Here is a 25,022-nt window from a genome sequence, read left to right as displayed (position 1 = left end):
CAAAGTATAGGAAAAAGTTACGCCCCAGCCCGGTGATCTTCCGGACAAAGGCGACACCATCCAAGGAAACAGGGTATGACAGCCTCATTATGCCTGATGTGAAAATTTGAAACGGCGCGATTATCTCGTCGCGTTCCGTAGTCGTTACCGATGTGCCTCCCTATTCCATAGTCGGTGGCGATCCGGCAAAGCTAATCAAGGAGCGTTTCTCGCCGGAGATTGTGGCAGAGCTCGAAGCGATTGCCTGGTGGGACTGGCCAATTGAGAAGATTTCCTTGCATTTGCCTATTATCGTGGCGGCTGATATCCATGTACTTCGGAACTATGCCGATTAGTGTGGAAGAATAAGACGTCCGATCATTTGTTTACCTAATTTCTGGCGCCAAATTCTGCAAAACCATTGGTGCTATAGCTAATGAAATTGCAGAGATGAGCAAAGTCGTTGATATTGTCTGTCGCTAACCGAAAACCGTAGTGACGGGGGGCTGTTTTTAGTCGACCGATAAGCGATTGACGCCGCTAAACAGTGCGCCGGGCGACGCGGTCAGACTGCAAGCCGACGGCCTCATCAGCAAACAGGAACTGGCCGACCGCATAGGCCTGTCGGCATCACCCTGCCTGCGGCGGGTGCGAGCGGTGGAGGAGGGCGCCTGATCGTCGGCTATCGGGCCTTGTTGGATGCCAAAGCCTTGGGTCTGACACTGATGGCCTTGAGCCACATTCCGATAGACCAACACACGTCGGAACGTTTCAACACATTCGAGGCGGCGGTTGCCGGCATTCCCGGCGCGACCGTAGCTTCTTGTTACGGCGGGTCGTGGATAAGACGGCGTTTCCGGTGGGGGTAGGACCATGATCATTCCGAATTCACTGCTGGGCAGAGTTTGCAAACATGGCAAATCACTGACTCAAACCGTTACACAAAAAATGAACGCCGCAATTATCATTCAACGCACAATTACTTCCGATGGCTTAGTCTGCCTTCGCTTAGGCTCAAGGGCGCACTGTTAAAACGTTTGACTGCAATCGGCTCGCCTACTACCATCCATCCACCAAAATCAGCTCCGGTAACAGCCTCAAAGCACCAACCCCACGGCTTTTAATCTTGCTGGCCGAACTAATCGATGACCACCCCTTCAAGGATCAGATGAAAACCTATTTGACTTGTTTAAGCGCAATTTTGCTTTTGCTCAGCGCTTGCGCCGGTTCGCCGCCGCTAAAACCGGATACCGTAGCACGCGGCGATTACAGTTACCTCAAGACTCATTTAACATGGTTGATCGAGCAGGAAATGTCCGAACAAGACGTGGCAGGTTTGAGTATCGCCGTGGTCGACGATCAGCAGGTCGTTTGGGCGCAAGGTTTCGGCTATGCCGATCAAGACAACCGGATTGCCGCGACACCGGAAACGGTTTATCGAACCGGCTCCATCTCCAAGCTCTTCACCGATACGCTGGTCATGCAACTGGCGGAGCAAGGCAAACTGGATATTGACCGGCCGTTGCAAATCTATCTGCCGAATTTTGCGATCAAAAGCCGTTTTCCTGATGCAGGGCCGATAACGCCGCGCAATATCATGACCCATCATTCCGGCTTGCCGGGCGATAGGGGCAATGGCATGTGGACCAACCATCCAGTGCCGTTCCGTCAGCTTATTGAGCCGCTGAAAGACGAATACGTTGCCTATCCGCCCAATCGCATCTGGGCCTATTCGAATCTCGGCATCACCTTATTAGGGACGATGTTGGAACGGCTGACCGGCGAGGATTTCAGCCGTTATGCCGACCGCCAGCTGTTAAAACCGCTCGGGATGACGCATGCGGCATTTGCGCCGGGCATAGAAGGAGAACTGGCTTCCAAAGCGTATAAAAAGCATGACGAAAAGATCGAAGTGCCGCTCCGCGACATGCCGGCCGGTGGCTTGAATGCCAATGTTTTGGATCTAAGCCGCTTTATCGCCATGGTTTTGGCGGACGGCAAAGCCAGTGGCCGGCCCATATTGAAGCCGGAAACCCTGCGTGAAATGCTACGCCAGCAAAACCAGGATGTGGCGCTGGATGTGGGTACCAAAACCGGTTTGGGTTGGTTCTTGTCCAGCAAGCCCGGTATCGGCGATGTGGCCGCACACGGCGGAGCGACGCTGTTTCATCGTAGCCTGCTGACGGTGCTGCCGGAACACAAGCTGGGTGTGGTCGTGTTGGCAAATTCCCCGCCCAGCGGCGACTTGATCGACAAAGTCACCGATAAGGCCCTAAAACTGGCGATTGCGATAAAAACCGGCCAGCCGCTGCCGGATGACATCGAAACGCCTGACATCGAAACCCGCGGTTTAACCGCGCAAGAGCAACAATTGGGGGCAGGGCAGTATGCAACCGCGCTAGGCTACATCAAGTTAACAGCCGATGGCGACACCCTGGTCACCGAACTGAACGGCAAAAGCCTGGATTTGGTTGGCAGGGAAGATGGCAAATTCGGCATTCGCTACAAACTGCTGGGCTTGATACCAATACAACCCAAGCAGCTGGCCGAAGTCGGCGTGTCAGTACGCCATGTCGACGGCCATGATCTGGCGTTGGCCCATTGGCACGGCCAAACCTTGGTATTAGGTGAGAAAATCCAACCCGTACCGATTCCCGCCGCCATGCGTAGTCGCTTGGGCGATTACGAGATTGTGAATCTTGCCGAAGGCGAGGCGATGGTTCCGGAAAAATGCGCGTTGCGCGAGCGGGACGGCTTTTTGATGCTGGAGTATTCCATTCCCGCATTCGACCTGAATAACCTGACCCTCCCGATTGCACCGGTATCGGAAAACGCCGCCGTCATTCTTGGATTGGGACGCGGCATGCAGGAAACCGTGCGGCTGGAGACGATTAATGGCCAAGAGTTTGTGGCTTATTCCGGGTATTTATTGCGGAAGAAATGAGCAAAACTTTTAGGATTAGCGGTTGCCAGTCAAAACGGGTTTTATGAGTTTTCCCAAGCTTGCCATCATCCAGCAATAAGGTATGCCGATGTGTGAATTTATTGCTTATTTGCCGGAAATGTTCGAACTGTTCGGTACCATTCAGATCCGTAAGATGTTTGGGGGCTATGGTGTCTACCACGATGGCTTGATGTTCGCGCTGGTGGCGGACGATACTCTGTATCTCAAGGCGGATGCCGAGAATGTTAAATTTTTCGAGGAACAGGGGCTTGCGCCATTCGTCTATCAGCGGGAAGGCAAGCTGGCGAAAATGTCCTATTACCAGGCGCCGGCGGAATTCATGGAAGAGCGAGAGTTAGCCGCTATCTGGGCGCGCCGCTCGTACGATGCCGCGCGTAGAGCCCAACGTAAAAAACGCAAAATCAAAACGGATACGGCGGTGATACATCATTTAGACTGATCCAGAATACCTAATATCGAATAATGTTGAAACCTTCTTCCTGCTGAGGGGCTACGAAGTAACTCGTGATTAGGTCAAATTCGGTATCAGCCACTACAAAAGCGTGAGTGCCAGACGCGTTTCTCGCACGTAAACGTGTCAAGCATTTGTCGTCCGACACATCAAGAAAATGCAACACATGCTTTGATTCGGCTCTGTCGATAATAGACCTCATCCATTTTCTATTTCCCACGGTGTTGGCTGGAAAATCCAATACCACAGAGACACCTATCCGAAGTAAATCGGTCACATGCGGCCCAATTGCTCCACGTAAACTCGAAGAATGCTTGACATAGTCTGCAACAGACTTGATGTTGTCTGGATAAAGATGCGCAAGCCATACATCCTCGCTAATAATAACCGTGACTGGTGTCTTGGCCAGTTCTTGTGCCAATGTCGATTTACCGGAGGCGATTTTTCCGCAGAGCAGATGCAGTGTTGGCAGTAGTTTTGACATTTTACATGGCTCCCAGTAAGTCAGTGCCATACGAATTATCAATAACGCAAAGCCACTTGCCGACAGGGTCCTCCCGGAATACATAGGTGGCGCGTCGTGAGATGCAACTCGTCACACCGGTGTTATCGGTCGTTTCCAGAACGGTTTCCATAATCACTAGAGCCGTATTCCCGCCCTGAATGACATGCATTGCGCCTTGTTTGACCACAAGACTATGATTGAAATATTCGGCAATTGCGAGGAACGCCTTATGGATTTGTTCCTTGCCTGTTGCAATCATGCCCGGCTTGATGACAAGCGTTGCATCGTCTGCGTAGAAAGCCATCAATGAATCGAAGTCCTCTTCAGTGATTGCTTTGTCAGCAGCTTCGATAACTTGTTTAAGTGGATGGTATGCCATATCGATCTCCTTGGTAGGTTAAGTCACCAAGAGACAGGCAATATTGAACCCGCCTCAGGGCGGGTTGCAGTAGAAAGTAAACGTGCTAACCCACCATTGTTGAAATGGTGGTAATAATAGCCAGCAGGGTTGGGAGGACGTTAATCATGATGGGATGCTAACAGAAGCTATAGTGCCGATCAAACGATAAACTAGCCGAGCATTTTTAGTAATTCGGATCTGCGTACAATAAAACAACGCTAACGGATCGAGCCGCAGTTGGTATTGCTGGAACTAGCGGAACTGGAACAAGCCGTGCGGGCCTATCCCTTTCCCGACGCGGAAATCCAGCCCAATACCGTGCGTCTGAATTTTTTGCTGTCCGCACCGGTCAATCCCGACCTGGCCGCGCTGGCTGCCATCTAGAAAGACAGCGAACGGTTTAGTCTGATCGATCAAGTTTTCTACCTGCATGCACCGGAAGGAATCGGCCGCTCGAAACTGGCGGCCCAGGCCGAAAAGCGCCTTGGTGTGGCGATGATCGGCCGCAATTGGCGAACGGTTTGCAAGCTCGTCGAACTGGCGAGAAGCATGACACTCTCAAACGCCGCGGATCGATAAGCCAAGTGCGAGACGGCATTTGGTTTACCCGCGCATTCGTCATGTGCTTGCCCAGTGCATGCGGCCGCTCGGGCTCGTTCCCATTTCTTAACGTTTGGTTGGCAAATTCGGCGAATTTGTCGAGAACTGATGCCGCCGTGATAATTTCGTGATTAGATTTACGGCTCCGCTTGGCCGATAATCAGCTTTATTTTGTCTAAAACCGCCAACCATGCCGCCTACGAAACACCTGCTCCTGGTCGAAGACGATCCCGACATTGCCGGCCTGCTGGCCGCCAATTTGCGCGAGGAAGGCTACAGCGTGGATTGGGCGGCCGACGGCGAGGCCGCGCTGACGGCGATTGCCGGCAATCGTTACGACTTGTTGCTGCTGGACGTCATGCTGCCCGGTGTGGACGGCTTGGAAATTTGCCGGCGGGTGCGGGCCGGGCCGGTTTATACCCCCATCATCATCGTCAGTTCCAAATCCAGCGACGTGCAACGGGTGGTGGGTTTGGAAATGGGCGCCGACGACTACATCGTCAAACCGTTTGCATTGGCCGAGGTGGTCGCTAGAGTACGGGCGCTGTTGCGGCGGGTGGCGGCGTTGAGTGAACCCATCGCCATTCAAGCAGATGCCGTTCTGGTCGCTCACGGTTTGCGGATCGATGTGCAAAGCCGCACGGTGGTTTTGGACGGCCAAACGCTGGCGCTGACCGCCCGCGAATTCGACTTGCTGCATTTCTTCGCTCGCCATCCGGGCCGTATGTTCACCCGGCTGGAACTGTTGAACCAGGTCTGGGGCTACAACCACGACGGCTACGAACATACCGTCAACTCCCACATCAATCGCTTACGCGCCAAAATCGAAGCCGATCCGGCCAAACCGGCGCGAATACTGACGGTGTGGGGCGTTGGTTACAAGTTTGCCGAAGCGGACACCGCCGACGCATGACGCTGAGCTTCCAAAGCCGCATCGCTCTATTGTTCGCGGCGCTGTTCGTCGCGGTGCAGGCGCTGACGGTGGCGTGCATTTACGTGGCGGTGCGAGACAACCTGTTGCACCAACTCGACCAGGACTTGCGCTACGCCGAGCAAGCCTTCCGGCAACTGCTGGTCGAACGCGCCGAACGAGTCGCCGGCGAGGCCGGCTTGCTGGTCGCCGATTTTGGCTTTCGCAGCACCGTCACCGGCGGCGACCCGGCCACCATCGCCTCGGCCTTGGAAAACCTGCTGCTGCGCATCCACGCCCAACGCGGCTTGTTTATCGATCCACAATTTCAGGTGCTCGCCGATAGCGCCGGCCAGTGGCAAGGCCAGCCGTTTCCGTATGCGCAAGCCTTGGCAAACACCGACGCCAGCCGCTCACTGGTCTGGTTCGGCGTGTTGGACGGCCGCTTGCAGGAATGGGCGCTGGTGCCGGTGTCGGCGCCGCTGCCGGTGGGCTGGGTGGCGGTGGCGCAGGCTGTCGACGAGCAGCGTATCGCCCGATTTCGGCAAAACTCGCTATTGCCGCTGCACATCGGTTTGGCCGAACTGAGTGCCGACGGCGGCCGCCTGCTGGCCGCGTCGGCACCGGACGCGGCCCTGGCCTTGCTGCACAGCTCGACCAACCGGGCGCTGGCGGCCACGGTCGATACCGCGCAAGGCCGCTACCTCGGCCGCATACTGACGTTGCCGGCGGCCGGCGGCGATCAAGGCGTCGCCGCATTGCTGCAAATCAAGTTCACCGATGCCTTCGCCGGCTACCGCCATATGCTGTTACTGGCGGCCGGGGTGTTGCTGCTCGGCCTGTTGACGACGCTGGCTGGCAGCGTGGTCATCGCCCGCAATCTGTCGCGGCCGCTACGGGCCTTGGCCGGTGCCGGCGAACGAGCAGTCAACGGCGATTTCGCTGCCTCGCCGCTGACCGGCCGCAACGACGAATTGGGCAGACTGGCCGATACCTTCGTTCGCGCCGCGCAACTGGCCGGCCAATTGGGCGAACTACGCCAGAAAGACCAGGAACGCCGCGAACTGGTGGCTTCGATGTCGCACGATTTACGCACGCCGTTGGCTGCGTTACGCGCTTTTCTCGAAACCATGCAGCGCAAGGCCGAGACCTTGCCGGCCACCGAACAACAGCATTTTCTGGATACCGCGTTGCGCCAGACCGAAAAAGTCAGTCGGCTGGCGCAGGAACTGTTCGAACTGGCCAAGTTGGAATGCGACGACGCCAGCTTGAATCCCGAACCCTTCAATCTGGCCGAATTGCTGCAAGACGTCGCCCAAAAATACCGGCTGCAGGCCGAACAGCGCGGCGTCAGCTTGCAAGCCGAACTGCGCCCGGAATTACCTCTCGTCAGCGCCGACATCGGTCTGATCGAGCGCCTGCTCACCAATCTGATCGACAACGCCTTGCGCCACACCCCGCCAGGCGGCCGAGTTCGGCTGGACGCCTGGCCGGCGCGCGGCCGGATAGCGGTGGCGGTGCGCGATACCGGCATCGGCATCGCCCCGGAATATCTACCAACCTTGTGCGATTGGGACTCGCCGCTGGCCCGCCGCGCCCGCGCCGACGGCGGCGGTTTCGGCTTGATCGTGGTTGGTAAGATCGCCCAGTTGCACGGCGGCCGCTTGCAAGTGGATAGCACACTCGGCGTCGGCAGCGAATTTCGTTTCGACTTACCGCTGGCTGATCCCACCCGCACCGCGACAGGCAAACCGTAAACATGCTGTTATTGGCCGCTCGATTCCCGGTCCTGCCAAGCTCATTCCCGCAGCAGCGGAAAACCTGGAAGTCACTTCGCCTAATGCTGTCGGTTGGGTTGCCGACGTTTTTCGGTTTGATGGTGCAGGTCTGCCAAGCCGACGACGGCCAATTTCCGGAAGTGACCTGGCACGGCCTGCTGGACCTGCGCTACCAACACAGCGACGCCGCGCCGGGCGAGTTGGAGCACGGCCTGGGCAAGTTGCGCGCCGGCGACGAGCGCGACCGCTGGCGGCTCAACGAAGCCGCCGCTACCTTGCAAGTCAGACTGGACTGGGATTGGATGCTCAACGCCACCATCAAATACGCCGACCGCCAATCAACGCCGTTGGATTTGACCGAAGCCTATCTGGCCTACCGGCCGGTCGGCGCCGCCGGTTGGCGTTTGGCCGGCCGGCTGGGCATGTTCTTTCCGCCGATTTCGTTGGAAAACACCGGCACCGCCTGGAGCAGCCCGTACACCTTAAGCTCGTCGACGATCAACGCCTGGGTCGGCGAAGAATTGCGCGCTTTCGGCGGCGAGTTGCGGCTGGATTACCAAACCGAAACCGGCGATAAACTCGGCGTGTTCGGCGCCGGATTGGCCAATAACGATACCGCCGGCCTGATGCTGGCCTGGCGCGGTTGGAGTTTGCACGACTTCGAATCGACCTTGACTGGCCGCCTGCGTCTGCCGGACGGCATAGCCATACCGGCACTGTTTCCGAAGCAGGCCAACGCCAGCCAGAGCTTCGTCGAAGTGGACGGCCGGCCCGGCTTTTACGTCGGCGTCGCCGCCGAACGGCCCCAGCGTTACACGCTGCGCGCACTGTATTACGACAACAACGCCGATCCGGCCGCTCTGTCCGCCGGCCAATACGGCTGGCACACCCGCTTCTGGAGCCTGGGCGCCAAGGCCGAATTGCCGTGGGAAACCACGTTGATTTCGCAAGCGCTGACCGGCCGCACCAGCATGGGCGAGTTGCTCGGCGACTTGCGCGCGGTCGATGTCGGCTTTTGGTCGGCAAGCTGGCTGTTGAGCCGGCCGCTGGGCGACGGCCGATTTAGCCTGCGCTACGAACGCTTCGGTAGCGACGAACGCGATTACCTGCCGCAAGACCGCAATGGCGAACACGGTCAGGCCTGGACCGTCAATTACAATCTGACCTTTGCCCAGCACCATCAATTGAATGTCGAATTCAGCCGCATTTTCAGCGCCCGCCCGGCGCGGCAGGAACGCGGCGAAGCCGCTTATCAGGAGGACACACTGTGGCAAGTCGCTTACCGGCTGTTTTTTTAACGGCCTGGGCCGCGGTCGCGCCGGCCGCGGAATTGGCGGGGAAAGCCTTGGCCGGCGGCAGGCCGTTGGCCGATCTGGTGGTCGCGGCCCAAGCCTTGGACGCCGCCGGCCGGGTCAACGATCCGCCGGCACCGGCGGCGATGGCGCTGGATCAGAAAAGCCGCGAATTCGTCCCGCACGTGTTGGCGGTGCGCAGCGGCACGCCGGTGTATTTTCCTAACAGCGACGCGATCAAGCACCACGTCTATTCGTTTTCCGCGGCCAAGCGTTTCGAGATCAAGCTCTATAGCGGCGTGCCGCGCGAACCGGTACTGTTCGACCGCCCCGGTATCGTCGCGCTGGGTTGCAATATTCACGACTGGATGTTGGGTTACGTCTACGTCAGCGATGCCGATTACCTGGCGGTTTCGGACGCCGAGGGCCGCTGGACGCTGGATTTGCCGGACGGCCGCTACCGCTTGAGTTTCTGGCATCCGGACGCGGCCGAACAACCGGCCGACCAGGTCGTGACCGTGCCGACCAGCGAATTGCCGGTCACGTTGGAACTGAAAGCCCGCTTTCAGACCGGCAAGCCGCCGGCCAGTTTGCAAAATCAGGGCTACGGCGACGGGTTTTGATGCGGTGCGATACCGGAATGCAAATTTAGATTTGCGGTCCAAAACGGATATGGGCGACGGCGAAACAGCTAACGGGGAATCCGCCATTTCGCCGTCAAACCCGCTGATTTGAACTTTGATCTAACATCGAGTGGCTGCATGATAAAAAATCCCGTTCGTCCAGAGCTTGTCGACGGATGAAGGGGATTTTTCCGTTGTCTGGTTACTCCGATCATGGCAGGCCACTCACGCTTCGACTCCGCTCAGCGCGAACGGCCTGTAATCAAGATCAACTAAGCGTAATGCCAACCCCTCCTTGTTACCGAAACGCCTAACGCCCACTTCAAGCCGGCAAAACCGACACCGCCGCGCGCTTCCGCAACCAGCCGAACAACGGCAACACGCTGCCGAACAACCAGGCCGCCGCCGGAACCGGGACTTGCGACACCGCGCTGATTTGCAGCAGTGGCGTATTGGCGCCGGGCAGATCGGTAAAGTTGTAACCGGCCGGCGTTCCTAATCCGGCATAAACCGCGAAGTCATGGTTAGCCTGGATGGTACCGTTTTGCGCCGGGCTGTCCAAGGCATTGGAACCTACCAAGAAGGCCGCGCCGGTGGTGCCGTCCAGTTCGGTGCCGGCGTCCCAGATGCTGCTGCCGTTCTCGACGAAGGTGCCGCCGGTGAAATGACCTTGGGCGTCGAACAATTCGATTTCGGTCGGCGAGTCGTTGCCGACGAAGCGGTCGTTGGACGGCACTACCATCGCGAAATAACTCAGGTAACGGTTTTTCACCGGGTCCAGGTCCAGGGTGACGCTGCCTTTAGCGCCGGGCAGGAAAATGCCGGGGCCGAAGGCATTAACCGCCGCCGTCACCGTCGCGCTGGTGCCGCCGGCCGCTGCCGCGCTGCTGGCCGCGAATGCAGAGGACAAGCCGGCGCCGCTACCCATCTCGGCAATTGCTTCGATTGCCGACGAAGCCGTGGTGCCTAAGTCGAAGGCATCGAAGGTACCGTCATGCAAGGCGATGAAAAACGGACTCAAGGCCGGCCCGTTGGCAGCAGACAAATTGCTGAAACTCAGCGTGACCTGCGCGGCCTCTGCCGAACTTAAAGGTGCCGCACTGGCCGCTAACAACAGCGCCGACAGCGTAAAAGCATGGTTTTTTTGCATCGTGATTCTCCTTAATATGAATGCCAAATGGCGCGGCCATTGTGCAATCGGAAAAGTCACGAAATCTTCACGGGGAGGTCAAATGCACGTGAGATGTGAGCTGTCTTTGGGTCAAATGCCAGAAGGTATCAGTTCGGTCAAAAACAGCCAGACGGAACAGAATTACCAGTCTTAGATGGAAGGCATTGGGAGCGTTGAATTCACGAACCACACCGATCACGAACGATGTGCTTCACGCTGTTCAGATTATCCATGGCCCTCCGGATTTTCGTTTTTGTTGCAAAACGATCAGGATTGCCGAATTCGTGCCGCTTGCTGCAAATCGGCTATCAGTTGCCGCGGCTCTTCTTGATAGCGGCGCATGAGTTCCGGAGGGGCTGCCGTATGCTTGTCGTAAATGACGCTCCAGCGGCTAATTTCGAGTAGCACAGGCACCAGATCGAGCGCTTTTTCCGTTAGCTCATAAAACACTTGGCGTTTGTCTTCGGGCTTGTGTTTACGGATGACGAGTCCGTCCGCTTCCATTTTTTTCAGTCGCGAAGCCAAAATATTGGTTGCGATTCCTTCTTTCGAAGTCATCAACTCCCGGTAGTGCCGTTTGCCACTTAGCATCAGATCGCGGAGTACGATCAGCGTCCACCGGTCTCCGAACACTTCAAGGGCATAATCAATTGGGCATCTATTTTTGATCTGGGATTCGGACATTTGCTTTGTTAACTTGCATTTTGCAATCGAAACAGGATAATTAGTTGCATATTGCAAGTATATCAATCGAAGCTTATTCCGCAAACCACGTTCATCAGGAAATCGTATATGTCGCCAATAAATTCTACTGCCACCAATATTTCGTTGCTTCGGATATACACAGCGCCTTGCATCATTGTCGGCTCGGTCGCAGCTTGGTTATTCTGGCTATTAGCCGGTGAACATCGGGCTTTCCCACCGGAGCGGCTTATTTCTCCAATGGCCGCGCTCTTTATGCTGACGGCTTTGGTATGGCTGATGATGGTCGTCGCACGCAATGTTGCCGTTATTCGAGGGCATGCGTCGATCAGGTATTTCGCGGATTACAAGGCGGATATCCCGGATGATGATCGATTCGAGCGTCCGGCTCGAACGTTCAATAATCTAATGCAAGTACCAGCGCTTTTTTATGTGATTTGCCTATTGATGCTTGTCGAGAAAGAAGCGGACAACGTTCAAATCGCGCTTGCCTGGGCTTTTGTTGTACTCAGGTGTGTCCATGCCGTCATTTATATGGCGGTAAACTGGGTGCCGTATCGCTTTGCGACTTGGGCTTCAAGCTGCATCGTTCTGGGCGCACTTTGGTTTCGCTTTGTGACGGTGGTTGGGTTGGGATAAGCTTGGAAGGAATCCAGGCGATGGTTGTTACAAAAAACCGAGCATCGCCGCTTTAACGGCCGCCGAGGTTTTGTTGCTGGCATTTAATTTCGTCGCGGCATTGCTGATATGGAAATTGACGGTCCGCTCGGTGATTTTCATGATGCTGGCGATTTCCCCGGCGGTTTTGCCATCGGCAGTCCAGCGTAGTACCGCAATCTCGCGGTTCGATAGTTTGGCATCCGCTTCCGGCAGCAATTTGGGCAACAAGCGGCGCGACAAGGCAATATGCGCATTTTGAGTCAACCAAGCCATTTTGAAAACTTTGGCCGCAAGCTCGGTTTCGCTCAGCGGCTCATCGGACCGTGCCAACGTGAGCATGCCAGTGGCGCCGGGGACATCCCGCATGGATTGCGCCCAACCGTAACGCAAGCCGAACGAACGCGCTTCCTCCCAAAACGCCGCCGTTGAGGCGAACAAATCGTCCGTCCACAGGATGGGCTGCGAGGAGCGGAGGGCGTGTTTGACGGTGGGATCGATCGCACAATAGTTTTTAGCTTGATATTGCGCTTGCCAAGCCGATGGATAATTACTCACTTTCACGATCTTCGGATTGCTCAGCGGCAGCGCCAACCGGAGTCCGTAGGCGCAGTAATCAAAACCCAATTCCGCACCTAACGCAGCGATGGTTTGGAAAAGCAGATGCTCGCTATTGCTGGTCTGCAATGCTTGAAGTTGAATTTCTTGCCAAGGTTTCATGGGACTACCGTCGTTAGAACTTTTCCAAAGCTTATCCTAAAGAGGGAAAACACCGAAACACAATAGTCCGGACTATTTACCAGCAAAGCAAAATGGCGATATAAACTGTCAATATTGACAGTTGTTAGGCCAATGTAAATAGCGTCTAATCCGGCAAAGAGGGCAGGTGTTTTAGCTTTGCCCTGTATTTTGTTTTTAAGCCAATAGCCACCCTTTGATTGTTAAGCCGTAACCATGACTTTCGATATTTTTATCGCCGATACCGACGCGGAAATTCAAGCCTGTTTTCCGGTGTTCAGCGAGTTGCGACCGCATCTCAAGCAAGAACAGTTTCTAGCCCAGGTTCGCCGCCAGCAACTTCAGTCTTACCGAATTCTGGCTGTTAGACAGCAAGGCGCCGTTAAAAGCGTGGCGGGTTTTCGTTTCGCCGAGTTTTTGGCATGGGGCAAAATACTGTACGTCGACGATTTAGCCACGCTAAGCGGCGAGACTTCGCAAGGTTTCGCCGGCGCTTTGCTCGACTGGCTGATCGAACATGCGCAAACGCACGGCTGCCAGGGCGTGCATCTGGACTCCGGCCATCAGCGCTTTACCGCCCATCGCTTGTATCTTAACAAGGGCTTTCGACTGAGCAGCCATCATTTTTCCCTGACATTCAACACCTAGCTTGCGATGAAAATTCTGGCCTTATCCGGCAGTTTGCGGACGGCGTCTATCAATTCCGCCGTGCTGCGGGTTGTAAAACAGTTGGCACCGGCCTCGATTGAAGTCCGTCTGTTTTCCGGGCTTGGCGAGTTGCCTTTATACAATCCGGATTTGGAAAGCGCGCTTCCGGCCGTCGCGAAGCAATTGCGCAACGACGTAGCCGCGGCGGATGCCTTGCTGATCGCCAGCCCCGAATATGCCCACGGCGTTACCGGCACTATCAAAAACGCGCTGGATTGGTTGGTGGCATTCGAGGGCTTTGTGGATAAACCGGTGGCGGTATTGAACGCGACGCCTCGCGCCCATCATGCCGATGCCGCGCTCCGGGAAACCTTAGTCACCATGTCGGCCACACTGATCGAAGCCGCCTCGATCACCTTGCCTTTGCCGAGTGCCAACATCGGCGAAGCGGAGCTGTTGGCGATGCCGGAAATCGTTTCATTACTGACCGGCGTATTATCCAAAATCCAACGCACGGTAAAATGCTTGCCGGAAATGAAGCCCTTCCTCGGCAGCAGTCTTTATATCGATTGCCAACATCCGGCAATCGTCGCCCAAGCCGCAAAACTGGCGGAAGGTTACAGCGATGAGGAAGCAATCACCAAACACTGTTTCGAATTCGTCCGGGACGCGATCAAGCATAGTTGGGACTACCGACTGAATCCCGTGACCTGTAAAGCCTCCGAGGTGTTAATCCACGGCACCGGCTATTGCTACGCCAAAAGCCATTTGCTGGCGGCGCTGCTGCGTGCCAATGGCATTCCAGCTGGGCTGTGTTACCAACGGTTAACCTTGGACGGCGACCAGCCCCCTTATTGCCTGCACGGTTTGAATGCGGTTTACCTGCCGCAACACGGCTGGTATCGGGTCGATGCGCGCGGCAATAAGTCCGGCGTAAACGCGGATTTTTGCCCGCCGCTGGAGAAATTGGCGTTTCCGATTGTGAATTCGTTGGAGCAAGATTTGCCCAGCATCTGGCCGGAGCCGTTGCCGGCCGTCGTCAAAGCCTTAACCGAAAATCAAACTGTCGAGCAGGTTTATCACAACTTGCCGGACCTTGCCGTTACTGAGCCATGATGACAAACTCGCCGTTGATCATCCGTACCGCCTTAGCGACCGATGCCGAGTGCGTCAGCCAACTGATTGGCAGCGTTGCCAACCGTTGTACGATTACCCCAACAGGCGACGGTGCCGAGTTGTTTTATTCGAGCATCAGCCCGCAAGCGATTGATTGTTACATCGCCGACGCTAATTTCCTTTATCTCGTAGGTTTGCTAAACGGTAAGCTGGCCGGTGTGGTTGCAGTTCGCGATGCCCTGCATCTGTTTCATCTGTTTGTTGCGCCTGACTGCCAATACCAAGGCATCGGCACGGCATTGGCGTTGCGCGCCATCAACTTATCGTTGGCCGCAAGTCCGTCGGAAATCTTCACGGTGAATGCCTCGCTGCCCTCTGTGCCGTTTTATGCACGGCTGGGCTTTCGGCTGCAGGGGTCAAAGATCGAGGATAAAGGTGTGGCATTTGTCCCGATGCAATTGGCAACCGCAGACCTAGGCTATGCTCTACCGCAACCGTAGCTATGAACTGGTATTTCCCCAACCACGTGTTAGACATGCGAAGTACGCCGCTATCATGCTAACTGTCGGAAACTAACGACGCTATTTGTTCTATGTTGAGAAATTATGATTGAAAAAATATTCAAGCTGTCAGAGAGCATTCGCTACGTCGCTATCTATCGGGATGGTCAGCTAGAATCGAAAGCAAAATCGAATATGTTGGGCGCCAGCAGTTCGGAGAGCGATAGATATGAAGAGCTGTTGGTCAATCCTACCTTGCTTAAATTGGCCTCGCAACGAGGCAACATTGACTGTGGCGGTTTGGAATACCTGTTTGTGCGTTATGGAAATTTTTTCCAGTTTGTGTGCCCCATTAGCTTGGGTCATATATCGGTGTGCATAGAACCAGATGCGGATCCTATTCAAATAGGCACGAAAATCAAATTACTGTTACACAGCGACTCATGACATGCTGTTTTTTGAGGCCAAAACCTGTTTTTGTACACAGCTCGTTTATCTAGCATGGTAGTTGAACAGAGCTTGCCAACATTGGCAGTCCACTTAATTTGAACATCGATCGGAGAGAATCAGCCATGGACGTTTCGCAATTACCTTTCAATCAGTTGATCGGTTTAGAGCTAGCCAAGCCGGATAGCGGCTTTCTAGTTTGCTTACCGGAAAAACCTCAGTATGCCAATCATCTCGGCACCGTCCACGGCAGCGCATTATTGGCGGTTGCCGAAGCAGGTTCCGGAGCGTTTCTTTCACGGCAGTTTTCCGATACCTCAGGCATCGTTCCGGTGGTCAGAAAGCTTGAGGCAAAATTTCGCAAGCCGGCATTAGGGCAGGTTTCGGCCAGATGCAATGTCTCCATTGCAGAGACTGAGCGCTGGTCTTCTGAGTTGACGGCCCGAGGCCGCGTAGTGGCCGCAATTCCCGTTGAGGTTGTCGATGGGGCGGGAGTGGTGGTCATGTCGGCCGTCGTCGAGTGGTTTATCGCTCAAAACGCAACCAATTAATCGAAAAAATTTATGCAAGCAATCGACCGCTCATCCGCTGAGCACTACACATGGGGCGACGGCTGCGACGGTTGGCATCTTGTAAAACGAACCGACATGTCGGTGATCTCCGAGCGCGTGCCGCCCGGCGCAAGCGAAGTACGACATTTTCATGCCAGCGCTCGCCAGTTTTTCTATATTTTGGAAGGTTGCGCCATGATGGAAGTAAACGGCAAACGCATCCAATTATCCGAAGGACAAGGCATTGAAGTCGCTCCAAGGACGCCACACCAATTCATCAATGAATCCAGCGCTGATGTCCGGTTTTTGGTGATCTCTCATCCCACCACAGTAGGCGACCGTACTGAGGTTTAACATCGCCGTTAATCCGAACGCGTTAACGCGCCTCCCTTATGTTTTACGATAGCCGCCATCGGGAGCATCCATGGACAAGATCGACCTCAGAAAAGAATTGAAGCACTTGTATCAAGCCAGCGCCAAAGCGGTCGTGCAGGTTGAGGTACCGCCGTTGAGATACCTGATGGTGGACGGCGAAGGCGATCCCAATACCTCGCAAGCCTATGCGCAGGCCGTCGAGGCCTTGTTTTCCGTATCCTACACGGCCAAATTTATGGTCAAGAAGGGGTCGCAAGCGCTTGATTATTCGGTCATGCCGCTGGAAGGATTATGGTGGGCGGATGATATGGCTGTCTTTGCAGCCAACGACAAGGCAAAATGGAAGTGGACGATGATGATCTTGCAACCTGACTTCGTAGCGAATGACATCGTCGACGCCGCTCTTGCCGAAGTCCGAAGAAAAAAGAATCTGCCCGGCATAGATAGGCTGCGGCTGGAAAATTTCTCGGAGGGTCTTTGCGCTCAGATTTTGCATATTGGCCCATTCTGCGAAGAAGGACCCACTATTGAGCGGTTGCATGCATTCATCGATACCAGGACTAGCCGGATTGGCAAGCATCACGAAATTTATTTGAGTGATATACGGCGCGCAGATCCGAAGAACTGGAAAACCATCATTCGGCAACCCATGAAATGAGGGTTAATGCCACCGCTATGTTACAAGACGACCCATGGACATTACATTAATCAGGCACGGTAAACCGACATTCGAGCTGAAAGGCAAAGCCAAGGCGCGAGAGATTGGCGAGATTATCAGAAATTATGATTTATCAGGAATAGCGGACGAAGCGCCGGAAAACGCCAAGCAGCGCGCATCGGCATGCCATGTCGCCGTTTGTAGCGACTTTATCCGTTCTTTGGAATCGGCCAGGGCACTGGGATTTGCCGATGTTTTGCTGAGCGACCCCGTGTTTCGGGAAATCGCTACCCCTCATTTCAAACAGGGGTCATTGACGATGTCGGTCAATGCCTGGGGCATACTATTACGGTGTATGTCGGTGATTGGATTCTCACGAAACGGTGAGTCGCTCTCAATGGCAAAAAGGAGGGCGCAAGTCGCGGCATCGGTATTAATAGACATGGCGCATGAGCATCAAAGTGTTTTGCTGGTGGGGCACGGTTTCGTTAATTACTTCATAGCCCAGGAATTGTTAGCCAGAAATTGGGTTGGCCCCACGAAGCCGGGCGGCGGCTATTGGGAATATGGGGTATATCGCCACCGTGCAACATAAGATGTGGATCGAGCCCAGGTCCTTCGCCTATTATCTCTATTTTAGAAGCTACATAAATTTCGCACATGGATGAATTTTTCTTTTCTGCCCTATCATTCGGGCTTGCCGCCGGGCTCAAACCCGGTCCACTTGGAATCGTCGTTATCCAACAAACCTTGACTAAAGGTCTGCTGAGTGGCTTTCGTGCAAGCTTGGCTCCCTTGATAACAGACGGCCCAATAATCATTGTCGCTCTATGGTTGCTTTCCAGCTTCAAAAGCATCAATTTGTTCGCCGCAACCTTGAGCCTGATTGGAGGCCTGTACTTGGTTTATCTGGCCCGGAAAATATTGTCCGTTAAGGAAATCAATTTGGGTGGGAAGCTTGAAAAAGAAAGTTCGCTCTCTCAAGCCGTGAAAATCAATCTGCTGAACCCAAGCCCTTATCTATTTTGGTTTACGGTTGGTGGTGCTTACATTCTGCGGGCAAATGCGGTGCAGAGTACGGTCTTTGTGGCCACCGCTATACTGACGCTCATCGCATCAAAATTCGCCGTTGCTTTGCTTGCGGCTTTTTTCAGGCCAGCCCTGGAAAGCCACGGGTATGTGTGGGTTATGAAAGTATTGGCCTTAGCGATGGCTGCTTTTGGTTTGGCGTCTGTCCATCAGGCTTATGTGCTGGTGCAGAATAGCGGCTTTGGTTTCTGACAGGTTGTCCAAAGCCACTTCGCATTACAATTTAAAAGACATGCTTGCATCGATTACCGGCAACACCAAAATACTCGGCGTCATCGCCCACCCGGTCAGCCAAGCCGGAACGCCGGCCAAGGGAAGGTCATCCACACCGGCGTTCCGATGTTGGCCGCGCAAATGCATCTGATGTTGGCGTTCATGGGGGCCGAGTGAGATGCAATGGGCCAAGAGCGCTTGTCGATATAGAATAAGTACTAGATTGTGGTTGCAGTGATGGTGGATCATAAGCGAGCTGTACGCTATAGGTTACGAGTTTCACACCATAACCCTGTCAATACTGACAGTTGTTGCAAGGCCTGATCCTGAGTTGTAATTAACCCAAAATAATCCGTTTCTATTTAGAAACTGTTGGAGTCCAAATGCTAGGTGAAACCACAGGTGCCGTTCGGGTGTTATTGCGACTGGAGGCATTGTGCGTGCTACTTGCCGCCTGCATCGCTTACGCAAAACTCGATCTGAACTGGAGCACTTTCGCACTCTACTTCCTGGTGCCCGATATTTCGTTACTCGGTTATTTCGCCGGCGCTAAGGTTGGCGCTATTAGCTATAACACTGCGCACTCATACCTCGGTGCCGTTGCCAGTCTGGTGATCGGCCTCACGGTTCCGTCGTCGGCCCTGCAATGTGCCGGTTTGATCTGGTGCGCCCATATCGGTTTTGACCGGGCGCTGGGTTACGGACTCAAATATCCGGCGGGATTCGATTTTACCCATCTTGGCCGCATCGGGCGATTTGGTGTCAAACATTCGGAAGCACAATAACCGGGTTTAAGACCCGAAGCAGGTAAGGAACATAGGATGGCTTTTACACTCGACAAGGTCGTACCCTGGGGGCGTTCATACGCGGAATATGTCAGCATGTTTAGCCTGAGCGAGGCCGATCTGGGTCGGCATATTTTGGGTTGCGGTGACGGGCCCGCCGGATTCAACGCTGAACTGACCCAATGTGGTGGGCATATCGTTTCAGTAGACCCTGTCTACATGTTTGATGTCGAGCAGATCAAAAGCCGCATCGCCGAAACCTATGAAACTGTCATGGCTCAGACGCTTGAAAACCAACGCGACTTTATCTGGGATGTCATTCCTTCGATAGAGGCGCTAGGAGAAATCCGTATGACAGCCATGGACACTTTCCTTGCCGATTTCGAGTTGGGTAAACAACAAGGCCGATACCTAGCGGGAGAGTTACCTGCACTGCCTTTTGAAGACAGACAATTCGATATGGCCTTGTCGTCGCATTTTTTGTTTTTGTACAGTGCACACTTGTCGGCGGAGTTTCATCTTCAGGCAGTACAGGAAATGTTGCGGGTAGCCCGGGAGGTGCGGATATTTCCGCTGCTGGCGCTAGATGGGGCAATTTCGCCTTATCTTTCCCAGGTCTGCGAAGAATTTACCGGCCGAGGATTTGACGTACAGATCGTCAAGGTTAATTACGAATTTCAACGCGGCGGTAATCAAATGTTGGTCATCAAGCCTAAATAACGAGCGTGGAATAAAGCAACGACCACAGGTGAGTGAGCAAATGACATTGGAGTTTATACAAGCAACGCCGGACCACGCAGACATTATAGGTTCACTGGTCGTCCAATTGACGCAGGAAATCTGCGAGCGCACACATGCGCAGCATTTTGACATTGACTTGGCAGGTACGGTACGGCGCTGTGCCGAGCTGTTATCGGCGGGCCACTACGCGGCTATTGTTGGTTGGTCGGATAATGTTCCGGTTGCTGTTTCGACCATCACCGAAACCTATGCCTTATATGCCGGCGGCAAAATCGGCCTGATTCAAGAGTTTTATGTCATTCCCGAGTTTCGCTGTTCGGGTGTCGGCGCGCTGTTGATGGAGCAGGTGAGAATTTATGGGCAAAGGCGCGGTTGGTCGTGCCTGGAGCTATGCACGCCGCCGCTCCCGGAGTTTGAACGGACATTAAGTTTTTATCAGTACAACGGTCTTACGCCGGTCGGCGGTCGGAAAATGAGACAAAATTTAGCTACCAATCACTAAACACGCATGTGCTTTGCGTTAGTTGCCATGGAGAAAGGTTGATGAAATACAGTAGATGGCTAGCCGTGATTTTCCTGTTGGTGCCGATTTCCGCGTTGGCTTTTTTCAAACCGGTCCGGGTTCTGATCCCTGAAGTATTCGGTGTCCATTGCAACCAACAAAACCTATGCGTGGATGATTTTTCGGAGCTTGCGAAGGCGCAATCACTACTCAACGACTCGAAAAGTTATCTTGCCACGCAATGGGGCTTGGCTATCGGCGAGCCGAAGATCGTCTTTTGTAGCACGGAGCAATGCCGGTCCGCATTCGGCCTATCGAACAAGGCCGGATTCACCTTGGGCAGTTTCGCTATCGCCATTGCCCCGCTAGGCTGGCAGCCACATTACGTGGCGCATGAACTCATCCATCATTGGCAGGCCGATCAATTTGGCAGCCTGGCGTTGCTAAACGGTGAGCAGTGGCTAATCGAAGGCATGGCCTACGCTCTGAGCAACGATCCGCGCCAGGAACTGCATCAGCCCTTCGAATCTTATCGACAGCGCTTCGATGATTGGTACAAACTCAATGTCAATATTCCACTTGAGGAATCGGTAGCTGAAGTTCTGTAAAAATGACGTTTTATTTTCATAGCCTTTTTCGAACCGTTAACCGGTGGACATTACGCGGAGCAATCGAAGCGGAAGCGGCATCACTAAACACATACGCTAGGTTGATGGAGGCAGAGTGAGTGCCTTTAATCCTTTAGCGCCTGTCGATACCCAGCGAGATGCATGGAATAAAGTAGCCGGTGAAATCTCATTTTCGCTTGAGCCGGACTTGGATAAATTAACAACGCTAATTAGCAAGAATGCAAAAATACTGGATTACGGTTGCGGCTATGGCAGGATAACGAGCGAGCTGCACGCCAGAGGATACGGTTGTTTGACAGGCGTAGATACGTCAATCGAAATGATCAGGCGCGGCTTAAAACACTATCCAACGCTCGATCTACGTTACATCGATAGCTATGAAATACCGGCCGACATTGGAAAATTCGACGTCATTTTATTTTGCGCCGTACTGACCTGCATTCCCAATAAGGCACAGCGCAGGAAAATCATCGAATTGGCGTATGAGTTGCTGAATAAGAGCGGCATCATTTATTGCGTCGAATTTCATCAATCAGAAAATATCCAATATTCTGCAACGGGCACGTTCATCGCCTCGTTCAATGTGGAAATGAAACATTTTATGTCGACTGAAATTACTGATGAATTATCTCTATTTGATGAAATTAGCCATTTTGTTACTGAGGCCACGACAGTTTCCGGTGCAAAAACCCATGCCATTCATTATTTTGGGAAAAAACTCTAAGTTTGCAAAATGATAACCATAACGGCGATCAAACCATTACGAGGATAACGGACATGAGCCAATTTAAAGGCCGTTGCATGTGCGGAGCAATTAGCTATGAATTACAAACCGCGCCTCGTTTGTCTTTTTTATGCCAATGCCGGCAGTGTCAAAGAATCACCGGCACAGGCCATTCGGCCGAGTTTGTGGCATTGGAAACGGGCACTATGATTTCGGGATCGCTGAAATTTTTCGAACTGACTGCCGATAGCAGCAATACCGTCACGAGCGGCTTTTGTCCGACTTGCGGCAATCCGGTTTTAAAGAAATCATCGGGTTATCCGGGCATGCTGTTTTTCCATGCCGCGACTTTGGAAAATCCCGGTTTGTTTAAGCCGCAAACCGTTTTTTGGCATGCAAGCCATCAGCCCTGGGACTTTGTCGACCCAAGTCTTGAATTAAAAGAGCACGTATAACCTGAGGAAACACCGAAATGAGCATGATGAAACGCGCACTCCTGATCTTTATTGTGTTGGTCTCCTGCGTCGGTTGCGATCAGGCCACCAAGTCCATGGCCCAATCGTTTTTATCCGAGACCGAAGTTTGGTCGTTCTGGGGCGATACCGTGCGCTTGCAGTTGGCCCACAATCACGGCGCATTTTTGGGTTTGGGTTCGTCGCTTCCGGACACCCTGCGCGACAGCTTGTTTTCGGGTGGGGTCGCCTTGGCGTTATTGGTTTTGCTGGGTTACATACTGTCTGCAAAATCGGCCTCGCCGTCCTCGATCCTGGCCTATGCGTTGTTATTGGCGGGTGGCTTGGGCAATCTGATCGATAGATTGATATACGGTGGTTATGTGGTGGATTTTATCAACATAGGCATTGGGCCGATCCGCACCGGCGTGTTCAACGTCGCCGACGTGGTCGTGGTCGCCGGCGTATTGATGTTGTTTACCGGCATGCCCCGAACTAACCAACGGCCGTCCGAGCAATGAATCCGTTCAGCGAATATCCGCAATACGATGCCTTGGGTCTGGCGCAACTGGTGCAATCCGGCGAAGTTACAGCAGGGGAATTGCTGAAGGCGGCTCTGGCGCGCTTGGCCGCGTGTAATCCGTTGCTGAATGCCGTCGTCACGCCGATGGATGATCTAGCGGAATCGCTGGTGAAAAACCTAGGCAACCGTGGACCGTTTACCGGCGTGCCGTTTCTGGTCAAGGACTTGATGCTGCGTTTCGCGGGTGTCCCTATGTCGAACGGCAGCGTGGCGATGAAGGATTACCGTCCCGCCGCCGATAGCGAGATGGCCGCCCGGCTCAATGCCGCCGGTTTGATTACCTTCGGCAAGACCAATACCTCGGAGCTGGGCGCATCGTCGCTAGCCAACAATGCCGTATTCGGCAGCACCCGCAACCCCTGGGACTTAAACCTCAATTCGGGTGGCTCCAGCGGCGGCAGTGCCGCCGCCGTAGCCGCTCGCATCGTGCCTATGGCTTATGCCAGCGATGGTGGCGGTTCGATTAGATTGCCGGCGTCCTATTGCGGCATCTTCGGTTTCAAACCGTCCCGAGGCTCGAACCGCTTCGAGGATTTTTCTAAGGCTTGGGGCGGGGCGGTGGTCAGCCACGTCTGCACGATCAGCGTCCGCGACAGCGCCGCCTATCTGGATTGGGTAGCCGGCAACTCCGATCCGGCTTCCACGTCTTACCTGCACGCCGCCAGCCAGCCACCGAAAAGGCTGAAAATAGCGCTGATCAAGCAAGCGCCGGTCGAGACCTTGATACACCGCGACTGTCTTTTCGCAGCGGCCAAAGCCGCCAAACACTGCGAAGCACTTGGCCACGTGGTGGAGGAGGCGGTCTGGAATTTCGACGGCCGCGAATTGATGCGGGCCTTTCTGACCGTGGTTTTTTACTATACCGCGCGGGATGTCGCCAACATGGCGCAGTGGCTGGAGCTGACAGAGCCGCAGTTGGCCATAGAGCTAAATACCCGGCTGCTGGCCGGCATCGGCAAAGGCGTGAGCGACGAACAGCTGCAGCAAGCCTTGGCTGTCTGGCAGCGGATCGCCGGACGGTTGGCGGAGTTTCATCGCCGCTACGACGTGATCCTGACGCCGACGGTTGCCACGCCGCCGTTGGCATCCGACGCCCTCGATCCCAATGTTTTGGAACGATGGCTGATCCGCGGATTGCTGGCGACCGGCTTGGCCGACAAATTGTTCTCCAACCGATTGCTGGATGCGATCATCAGTAAAGCCGTGCAGCAAACGCCGTTCACCCCGCTTGCCAACATTACCGGCCAACCGGCCATGTCGGTGCCGCTGTATTGGAGCGACGACGGTTTGCCGCATGGCGCGCAGTTCATGGCGGCAACCGGCAACGACCGGTTACTGTTCCAACTGGCCGCCCAGCTCGAACAGACCGCACCTTGGAAACGCAAAATGCCGCCGTTATGCCAGCAATAGCGTTCAGCCAATTCGGTGCCGCCGACGGCCAACCGGTGATCTATTTCCACGGTACGCCGGGCTCGCCCGACGAATGCGAAATTTTTGACCTTCATGGCAAACAACATCGGCTGACCATCATTTGTTACGACCGCTCGACCAGAGCTCCTAGCTTGCAAGGCGACGCCTATTACCAATACATCGCCGATGAGATTGCCAACAAGGTTGACGATAAGCCCGTCGATTTTATCGGCTTTTCCATCGGCGCTTTCATTGCCTTGCAAGTTTGCCGGGTGATGAACGGCAAGGTTCGCAGCCTGCATTTGGTTTCCGCCGCCGCACCGTTGGAGGCTGGCGACTTTATCCACGCGGCGGCGGGAAAAGCCGTTTTCCGGCTGGCTCAAAATCGTCAAGCTGCATTTCTGTGGCTGGCTCGCATGAAAGGATGGCTGGCGAATTGGTTTCCCGGCCTGCTGCTGCGGATGCTATTTGCCAGCGCGGCCGGCGAAGACCGAGCCTTGCTGGCCGACCAAGCTTTTCGAACCATGATGATGAAAATGCTCAAAACCTGTTTCAAGCGCGATGCGCTAGGCTACGTTCGCGACGTCATCGCCTACGTCCAACCCTGGAAAACAACGCTGGCCGAAATCAGCGTCGATACTCAGATTTGGCACGGCGCGGAAGACAACTGGTCGCCGCTTGCGATGGCCGATTATCTGGCATCGGCGTTGCCCGGCTGTTCGAAAATCACGGTACTGGACGGACTTTCCCATTATTCCTGTCTGTATCGAACCGCGCCGACGATCTGTCGATCGATCGAAACCCTAAATTAACCAAGAAACTGACCCA

General features: G+C 54.4%; 33 protein-coding genes and 1 pseudogene. 28 read left to right on the top strand and 6 right to left on the bottom strand.

The genetic code is table 11. From position 1 onward, the window contains the following. Positions 1 to 10 precede the first annotated feature (10 nt). From ACMXD4_RS12320 to ACMXD4_RS12305, 4 genes and pseudogenes are all read left to right on the top strand, one after another. A pseudogene (locus ACMXD4_RS12320) lies at positions 11 to 335 on the top strand (chloramphenicol acetyltransferase); the annotation flags it as partial. Positions 336 to 510: 175 nt separating this feature from the next. Beyond that, positions 511 to 654, top strand: a complete 144-nt coding sequence (locus ACMXD4_RS12315) for a winged helix-turn-helix domain-containing protein (RefSeq protein ID WP_343221727.1) — start codon at positions 511 to 513, stop codon at positions 652 to 654. 451 nt (positions 655 to 1,105) lie between these two features. Continuing rightward, a complete protein-coding gene (locus ACMXD4_RS12310) occupies positions 1,106 to 2,923 on the top strand; it encodes a serine hydrolase domain-containing protein (protein WP_415878237.1) in 1,818 nt (605 codons plus the stop codon). Positions 2,924 to 3,011: 88 nt separating this feature from the next. After that, on the top strand, positions 3,012 to 3,383 hold the full coding sequence (locus ACMXD4_RS12305) for a TfoX/Sxy family protein (RefSeq protein ID WP_415878236.1): 372 nt from the start codon (positions 3,012 to 3,014) through the stop codon (positions 3,381 to 3,383). 10 nt (positions 3,384 to 3,393) lie between these two features. On the opposite strand, the gene ACMXD4_RS12300 is transcribed toward ACMXD4_RS12305, so the two are convergent. Beyond that, the gene (locus ACMXD4_RS12300; RefSeq protein WP_415878235.1) at positions 3,394 to 3,879 is read right to left on the bottom strand and encodes an AAA family ATPase; all 486 of its coding nucleotides are present in this window, start codon (positions 3,877 to 3,879) and stop codon (positions 3,394 to 3,396) included. A gap of 1 nt (position 3,880) precedes the next feature. Further along, entirely contained in the window at positions 3,881 to 4,279 is a 399-nt protein-coding gene (locus tag ACMXD4_RS12295; RefSeq protein WP_415878234.1) for a YybH family protein, read from the bottom strand. Positions 4,280 to 4,543: 264 nt separating this feature from the next. Between ACMXD4_RS12295 and ACMXD4_RS12290 the strand changes: the two genes are divergently transcribed. The 5 genes from ACMXD4_RS12290 (at position 4,544) to ACMXD4_RS12270 (ending at position 9,503) form a co-directional block, all read left to right on the top strand. Beyond that, positions 4,544 to 4,684, top strand: coding sequence for a hypothetical protein (locus ACMXD4_RS12290; RefSeq protein WP_415878233.1), 141 nt, complete (start codon positions 4,544 to 4,546; stop codon positions 4,682 to 4,684). Between the two features lie 406 nt (positions 4,685 to 5,090). Next, positions 5,091 to 5,813 carry a response regulator transcription factor gene (locus ACMXD4_RS12285; protein WP_415878232.1) on the top strand — a complete coding sequence of 241 codons (723 nt, stop codon included), beginning with the start codon at positions 5,091 to 5,093 and terminating at the stop codon, positions 5,811 to 5,813. Beyond that, positions 5,810 to 7,567 carry an ATP-binding protein gene (locus ACMXD4_RS12280; RefSeq protein ID WP_415878231.1) on the top strand — a complete coding sequence of 586 codons (1,758 nt, stop codon included), beginning with the start codon at positions 5,810 to 5,812 and terminating at the stop codon, positions 7,565 to 7,567. Before ACMXD4_RS12285 ends, ACMXD4_RS12280 begins: the two co-directional genes overlap by 4 nt. A 2-nt stretch (positions 7,568 to 7,569) precedes the next feature. After that, on the top strand, positions 7,570 to 8,886 hold the full coding sequence (locus ACMXD4_RS12275) for a hypothetical protein (RefSeq protein WP_415878230.1): 1,317 nt from the start codon (positions 7,570 to 7,572) through the stop codon (positions 8,884 to 8,886). Next, entirely contained in the window at positions 8,856 to 9,503 is a 648-nt protein-coding gene (locus ACMXD4_RS12270; protein ID WP_415878229.1) for a methylamine utilization protein, read from the top strand. The genes ACMXD4_RS12275 and ACMXD4_RS12270 overlap by 31 nt, the downstream gene beginning before the upstream one ends. A gap of 322 nt (positions 9,504 to 9,825) precedes the next feature. Here the strand turns inward: ACMXD4_RS12270 and ACMXD4_RS12265 are convergent, their stop codons facing one another. After that, on the bottom strand, positions 9,826 to 10,653 hold the full coding sequence (locus ACMXD4_RS12265) for a spondin domain-containing protein (protein WP_415878228.1): 828 nt from the start codon (positions 10,651 to 10,653) through the stop codon (positions 9,826 to 9,828). 288 nt (positions 10,654 to 10,941) lie between these two features. Continuing rightward, positions 10,942 to 11,358 carry a winged helix-turn-helix transcriptional regulator gene (locus tag ACMXD4_RS12260; protein WP_205454242.1) on the bottom strand — a complete coding sequence of 139 codons (417 nt, stop codon included), beginning with the start codon at positions 11,356 to 11,358 and terminating at the stop codon, positions 10,942 to 10,944. A 108-nt stretch (positions 11,359 to 11,466) separates the two neighbouring features. On the opposite strand from ACMXD4_RS12260, the gene ACMXD4_RS12255 reads away from it, so the two are divergent. Further along, complete coding sequence (locus ACMXD4_RS12255) at positions 11,467 to 12,015, top strand: MAPEG family protein (RefSeq protein ID WP_415878227.1); 549 nt, start codon at positions 11,467 to 11,469, stop codon at positions 12,013 to 12,015. A 27-nt stretch (positions 12,016 to 12,042) separates the two neighbouring features. Here the strand turns inward: ACMXD4_RS12255 and ACMXD4_RS12250 are convergent, their stop codons facing one another. Next, positions 12,043 to 12,753, bottom strand: a complete 711-nt coding sequence (locus ACMXD4_RS12250) for an autoinducer binding domain-containing protein (RefSeq protein ID WP_415878226.1) — start codon at positions 12,751 to 12,753, stop codon at positions 12,043 to 12,045. 234 nt (positions 12,754 to 12,987) lie between these two features. Here ACMXD4_RS12250 and ACMXD4_RS12245 point away from each other — a divergent pair, with 234 nt between their 5' ends. From ACMXD4_RS12245 to ACMXD4_RS12205, 9 genes are all read left to right on the top strand, one after another. Further along, positions 12,988 to 13,419, top strand: coding sequence for a GNAT family N-acetyltransferase (locus ACMXD4_RS12245; RefSeq protein WP_415878225.1), 432 nt, complete (start codon positions 12,988 to 12,990; stop codon positions 13,417 to 13,419). Positions 13,420 to 13,425: 6 nt separating this feature from the next. Beyond that, positions 13,426 to 14,535, top strand: coding sequence for an NAD(P)H-dependent oxidoreductase (locus ACMXD4_RS12240; RefSeq protein ID WP_415878224.1), 1,110 nt, complete (start codon positions 13,426 to 13,428; stop codon positions 14,533 to 14,535). Continuing rightward, a complete protein-coding gene (locus tag ACMXD4_RS12235) occupies positions 14,532 to 15,035 on the top strand; it encodes a GNAT family N-acetyltransferase (RefSeq protein WP_415878223.1) in 504 nt (167 codons plus the stop codon). Before ACMXD4_RS12240 ends, ACMXD4_RS12235 begins: the two co-directional genes overlap by 4 nt. A gap of 105 nt (positions 15,036 to 15,140) precedes the next feature. Next, positions 15,141 to 15,482 carry a hypothetical protein gene (locus ACMXD4_RS12230; RefSeq protein ID WP_415878222.1) on the top strand — a complete coding sequence of 114 codons (342 nt, stop codon included), beginning with the start codon at positions 15,141 to 15,143 and terminating at the stop codon, positions 15,480 to 15,482. A 125-nt stretch (positions 15,483 to 15,607) separates the two neighbouring features. Beyond that, positions 15,608 to 16,033 (top strand): PaaI family thioesterase, encoded by a 426-nt coding sequence (locus ACMXD4_RS12225; RefSeq protein ID WP_415878221.1) that lies wholly within the window; start codon positions 15,608 to 15,610, stop codon positions 16,031 to 16,033. Positions 16,034 to 16,045: 12 nt separating this feature from the next. Further along, positions 16,046 to 16,387: a cupin domain-containing protein gene (locus ACMXD4_RS12220; protein WP_101052370.1), complete on the top strand. Its 342-nt coding sequence runs from the start codon at positions 16,046 to 16,048 to the stop codon at positions 16,385 to 16,387. 70 nt (positions 16,388 to 16,457) lie between these two features. Next, positions 16,458 to 17,066, top strand: coding sequence for a GyrI-like domain-containing protein (locus ACMXD4_RS12215; RefSeq protein ID WP_101052371.1), 609 nt, complete (start codon positions 16,458 to 16,460; stop codon positions 17,064 to 17,066). A 34-nt stretch (positions 17,067 to 17,100) separates the two neighbouring features. Continuing rightward, positions 17,101 to 17,661: a histidine phosphatase family protein gene (locus ACMXD4_RS12210; RefSeq protein WP_415878220.1), complete on the top strand. Its 561-nt coding sequence runs from the start codon at positions 17,101 to 17,103 to the stop codon at positions 17,659 to 17,661. 65 nt (positions 17,662 to 17,726) lie between these two features. Continuing rightward, positions 17,727 to 18,347: a LysE family translocator gene (locus ACMXD4_RS12205; protein WP_415878219.1), complete on the top strand. Its 621-nt coding sequence runs from the start codon at positions 17,727 to 17,729 to the stop codon at positions 18,345 to 18,347. A 24-nt stretch (positions 18,348 to 18,371) separates the two neighbouring features. Here the strand turns inward: ACMXD4_RS12205 and ACMXD4_RS12200 are convergent, their stop codons facing one another. Further along, entirely contained in the window at positions 18,372 to 18,515 is a 144-nt protein-coding gene (locus tag ACMXD4_RS12200) for a hypothetical protein (RefSeq protein ID WP_415878218.1), read from the bottom strand. 236 nt (positions 18,516 to 18,751) lie between these two features. Here ACMXD4_RS12200 and ACMXD4_RS12195 point away from each other — a divergent pair, with 236 nt between their 5' ends. From ACMXD4_RS12195 to ACMXD4_RS12155, 9 genes are all read left to right on the top strand, one after another. Beyond that, complete coding sequence (locus ACMXD4_RS12195; RefSeq protein WP_415878217.1) at positions 18,752 to 19,153, top strand: DUF4260 domain-containing protein; 402 nt, start codon at positions 18,752 to 18,754, stop codon at positions 19,151 to 19,153. Positions 19,154 to 19,189: 36 nt separating this feature from the next. Further along, entirely contained in the window at positions 19,190 to 19,873 is a 684-nt protein-coding gene (locus ACMXD4_RS12190) for an SAM-dependent methyltransferase (protein WP_415878216.1), read from the top strand. 40 nt (positions 19,874 to 19,913) lie between these two features. Continuing rightward, entirely contained in the window at positions 19,914 to 20,396 is a 483-nt protein-coding gene (locus tag ACMXD4_RS12185) for a GNAT family N-acetyltransferase (protein ID WP_415878215.1), read from the top strand. A 41-nt stretch (positions 20,397 to 20,437) separates the two neighbouring features. Continuing rightward, positions 20,438 to 21,004: a hypothetical protein gene (locus ACMXD4_RS12180; RefSeq protein WP_415878214.1), complete on the top strand. Its 567-nt coding sequence runs from the start codon at positions 20,438 to 20,440 to the stop codon at positions 21,002 to 21,004. A gap of 115 nt (positions 21,005 to 21,119) precedes the next feature. After that, positions 21,120 to 21,749 (top strand): class I SAM-dependent methyltransferase, encoded by a 630-nt coding sequence (locus ACMXD4_RS12175; protein WP_415878213.1) that lies wholly within the window; start codon positions 21,120 to 21,122, stop codon positions 21,747 to 21,749. A 53-nt stretch (positions 21,750 to 21,802) separates the two neighbouring features. Further along, positions 21,803 to 22,204, top strand: coding sequence for a GFA family protein (locus ACMXD4_RS12170; protein WP_415878212.1), 402 nt, complete (start codon positions 21,803 to 21,805; stop codon positions 22,202 to 22,204). Between the two features lie 17 nt (positions 22,205 to 22,221). After that, positions 22,222 to 22,722, top strand: a complete 501-nt coding sequence (lspA, locus tag ACMXD4_RS12165; RefSeq protein WP_415878211.1) for a signal peptidase II — start codon at positions 22,222 to 22,224, stop codon at positions 22,720 to 22,722. After that, positions 22,719 to 24,194 (top strand): amidase, encoded by a 1,476-nt coding sequence (locus ACMXD4_RS12160; RefSeq protein ID WP_415878210.1) that lies wholly within the window; start codon positions 22,719 to 22,721, stop codon positions 24,192 to 24,194. Before lspA ends, ACMXD4_RS12160 begins: the two co-directional genes overlap by 4 nt. Then, positions 24,182 to 25,006, top strand: a complete 825-nt coding sequence (locus ACMXD4_RS12155) for an alpha/beta fold hydrolase (RefSeq protein WP_415878209.1) — start codon at positions 24,182 to 24,184, stop codon at positions 25,004 to 25,006. The genes ACMXD4_RS12160 and ACMXD4_RS12155 overlap by 13 nt, the downstream gene beginning before the upstream one ends. The last annotated feature ends 16 nt before the right edge of the window (positions 25,007 to 25,022 follow it).

It is taken from the genome of Methylomonas sp. TEB, from assembly GCF_047777895.1.
GTDB lineage: Bacteria > Pseudomonadota > Gammaproteobacteria > Methylococcales > Methylomonadaceae > Methylomonas.
Note: the sequence above shows the minus strand (reverse complement) of the source record. Positions and strands in the feature narration are given on the sequence as shown.

Excerpts from the sequence above, each read along its gene's own strand:
- ACMXD4_RS12170 (WP_415878212.1), top strand. The coding sequence starts at position 21,803 with ATGAGCCAATTTAAAGGCCGTTGCATGTGCGGAGCAATTAGCTATGAA.
- ACMXD4_RS12255 (WP_415878227.1), top strand. The coding sequence starts at position 11,467 with ATGTCGCCAATAAATTCTACTGCCACCAATATTTCGTTGCTTCGGATA.
- ACMXD4_RS12305 (WP_415878236.1), top strand. The coding sequence starts at position 3,012 with ATGTGTGAATTTATTGCTTATTTGCCGGAAATGTTCGAACTGTTCGGT.
- ACMXD4_RS12275 (WP_415878230.1), top strand. The coding sequence starts at position 7,570 with ATGCTGTTATTGGCCGCTCGATTCCCGGTCCTGCCAAGCTCATTCCCG.
- ACMXD4_RS12250 (WP_415878226.1), bottom strand. The coding sequence starts at position 12,753 with ATGAAACCTTGGCAAGAAATTCAACTTCAAGCATTGCAGACCAGCAAT.
- ACMXD4_RS12190 (WP_415878216.1), top strand. The coding sequence starts at position 19,190 with ATGGCTTTTACACTCGACAAGGTCGTACCCTGGGGGCGTTCATACGCG.
- ACMXD4_RS12260 (WP_205454242.1), bottom strand. The coding sequence starts at position 11,358 with ATGTCCGAATCCCAGATCAAAAATAGATGCCCAATTGATTATGCCCTT.
- lspA (WP_415878211.1), top strand. The coding sequence starts at position 22,222 with ATGAGCATGATGAAACGCGCACTCCTGATCTTTATTGTGTTGGTCTCC.
- ACMXD4_RS12185 (WP_415878215.1), top strand. The coding sequence starts at position 19,914 with ATGACATTGGAGTTTATACAAGCAACGCCGGACCACGCAGACATTATA.
- ACMXD4_RS12225 (WP_415878221.1), top strand. The coding sequence starts at position 15,608 with ATGGACGTTTCGCAATTACCTTTCAATCAGTTGATCGGTTTAGAGCTA.
- ACMXD4_RS12280 (WP_415878231.1), top strand. The coding sequence starts at position 5,810 with ATGACGCTGAGCTTCCAAAGCCGCATCGCTCTATTGTTCGCGGCGCTG.
- ACMXD4_RS12160 (WP_415878210.1), top strand. The coding sequence starts at position 22,719 with ATGAATCCGTTCAGCGAATATCCGCAATACGATGCCTTGGGTCTGGCG.
- ACMXD4_RS12215 (WP_101052371.1), top strand. The coding sequence starts at position 16,458 with ATGGACAAGATCGACCTCAGAAAAGAATTGAAGCACTTGTATCAAGCC.
- ACMXD4_RS12230 (WP_415878222.1), top strand. The coding sequence starts at position 15,141 with ATGATTGAAAAAATATTCAAGCTGTCAGAGAGCATTCGCTACGTCGCT.
- ACMXD4_RS12240 (WP_415878224.1), top strand. The coding sequence starts at position 13,426 with ATGAAAATTCTGGCCTTATCCGGCAGTTTGCGGACGGCGTCTATCAAT.
- ACMXD4_RS12285 (WP_415878232.1), top strand. The coding sequence starts at position 5,091 with ATGCCGCCTACGAAACACCTGCTCCTGGTCGAAGACGATCCCGACATT.
- ACMXD4_RS12265 (WP_415878228.1), bottom strand. The coding sequence starts at position 10,653 with ATGCAAAAAAACCATGCTTTTACGCTGTCGGCGCTGTTGTTAGCGGCC.
- ACMXD4_RS12195 (WP_415878217.1), top strand. The coding sequence starts at position 18,752 with ATGCTAGGTGAAACCACAGGTGCCGTTCGGGTGTTATTGCGACTGGAG.
- ACMXD4_RS12180 (WP_415878214.1), top strand. The coding sequence starts at position 20,438 with ATGAAATACAGTAGATGGCTAGCCGTGATTTTCCTGTTGGTGCCGATT.
- ACMXD4_RS12200 (WP_415878218.1), bottom strand. The coding sequence starts at position 18,515 with ATGCATTTGCGCGGCCAACATCGGAACGCCGGTGTGGATGACCTTCCC.
- ACMXD4_RS12245 (WP_415878225.1), top strand. The coding sequence starts at position 12,988 with ATGACTTTCGATATTTTTATCGCCGATACCGACGCGGAAATTCAAGCC.
- ACMXD4_RS12300 (WP_415878235.1), bottom strand. The coding sequence starts at position 3,879 with ATGTCAAAACTACTGCCAACACTGCATCTGCTCTGCGGAAAAATCGCC.
- ACMXD4_RS12205 (WP_415878219.1), top strand. The coding sequence starts at position 17,727 with ATGGATGAATTTTTCTTTTCTGCCCTATCATTCGGGCTTGCCGCCGGG.
- ACMXD4_RS12235 (WP_415878223.1), top strand. The coding sequence starts at position 14,532 with ATGATGACAAACTCGCCGTTGATCATCCGTACCGCCTTAGCGACCGAT.
- ACMXD4_RS12210 (WP_415878220.1), top strand. The coding sequence starts at position 17,101 with ATGGACATTACATTAATCAGGCACGGTAAACCGACATTCGAGCTGAAA.
- ACMXD4_RS12155 (WP_415878209.1), top strand. The coding sequence starts at position 24,182 with ATGCCAGCAATAGCGTTCAGCCAATTCGGTGCCGCCGACGGCCAACCG.
- ACMXD4_RS12220 (WP_101052370.1), top strand. The coding sequence starts at position 16,046 with ATGCAAGCAATCGACCGCTCATCCGCTGAGCACTACACATGGGGCGAC.
- ACMXD4_RS12295 (WP_415878234.1), bottom strand. The coding sequence starts at position 4,279 with ATGGCATACCATCCACTTAAACAAGTTATCGAAGCTGCTGACAAAGCA.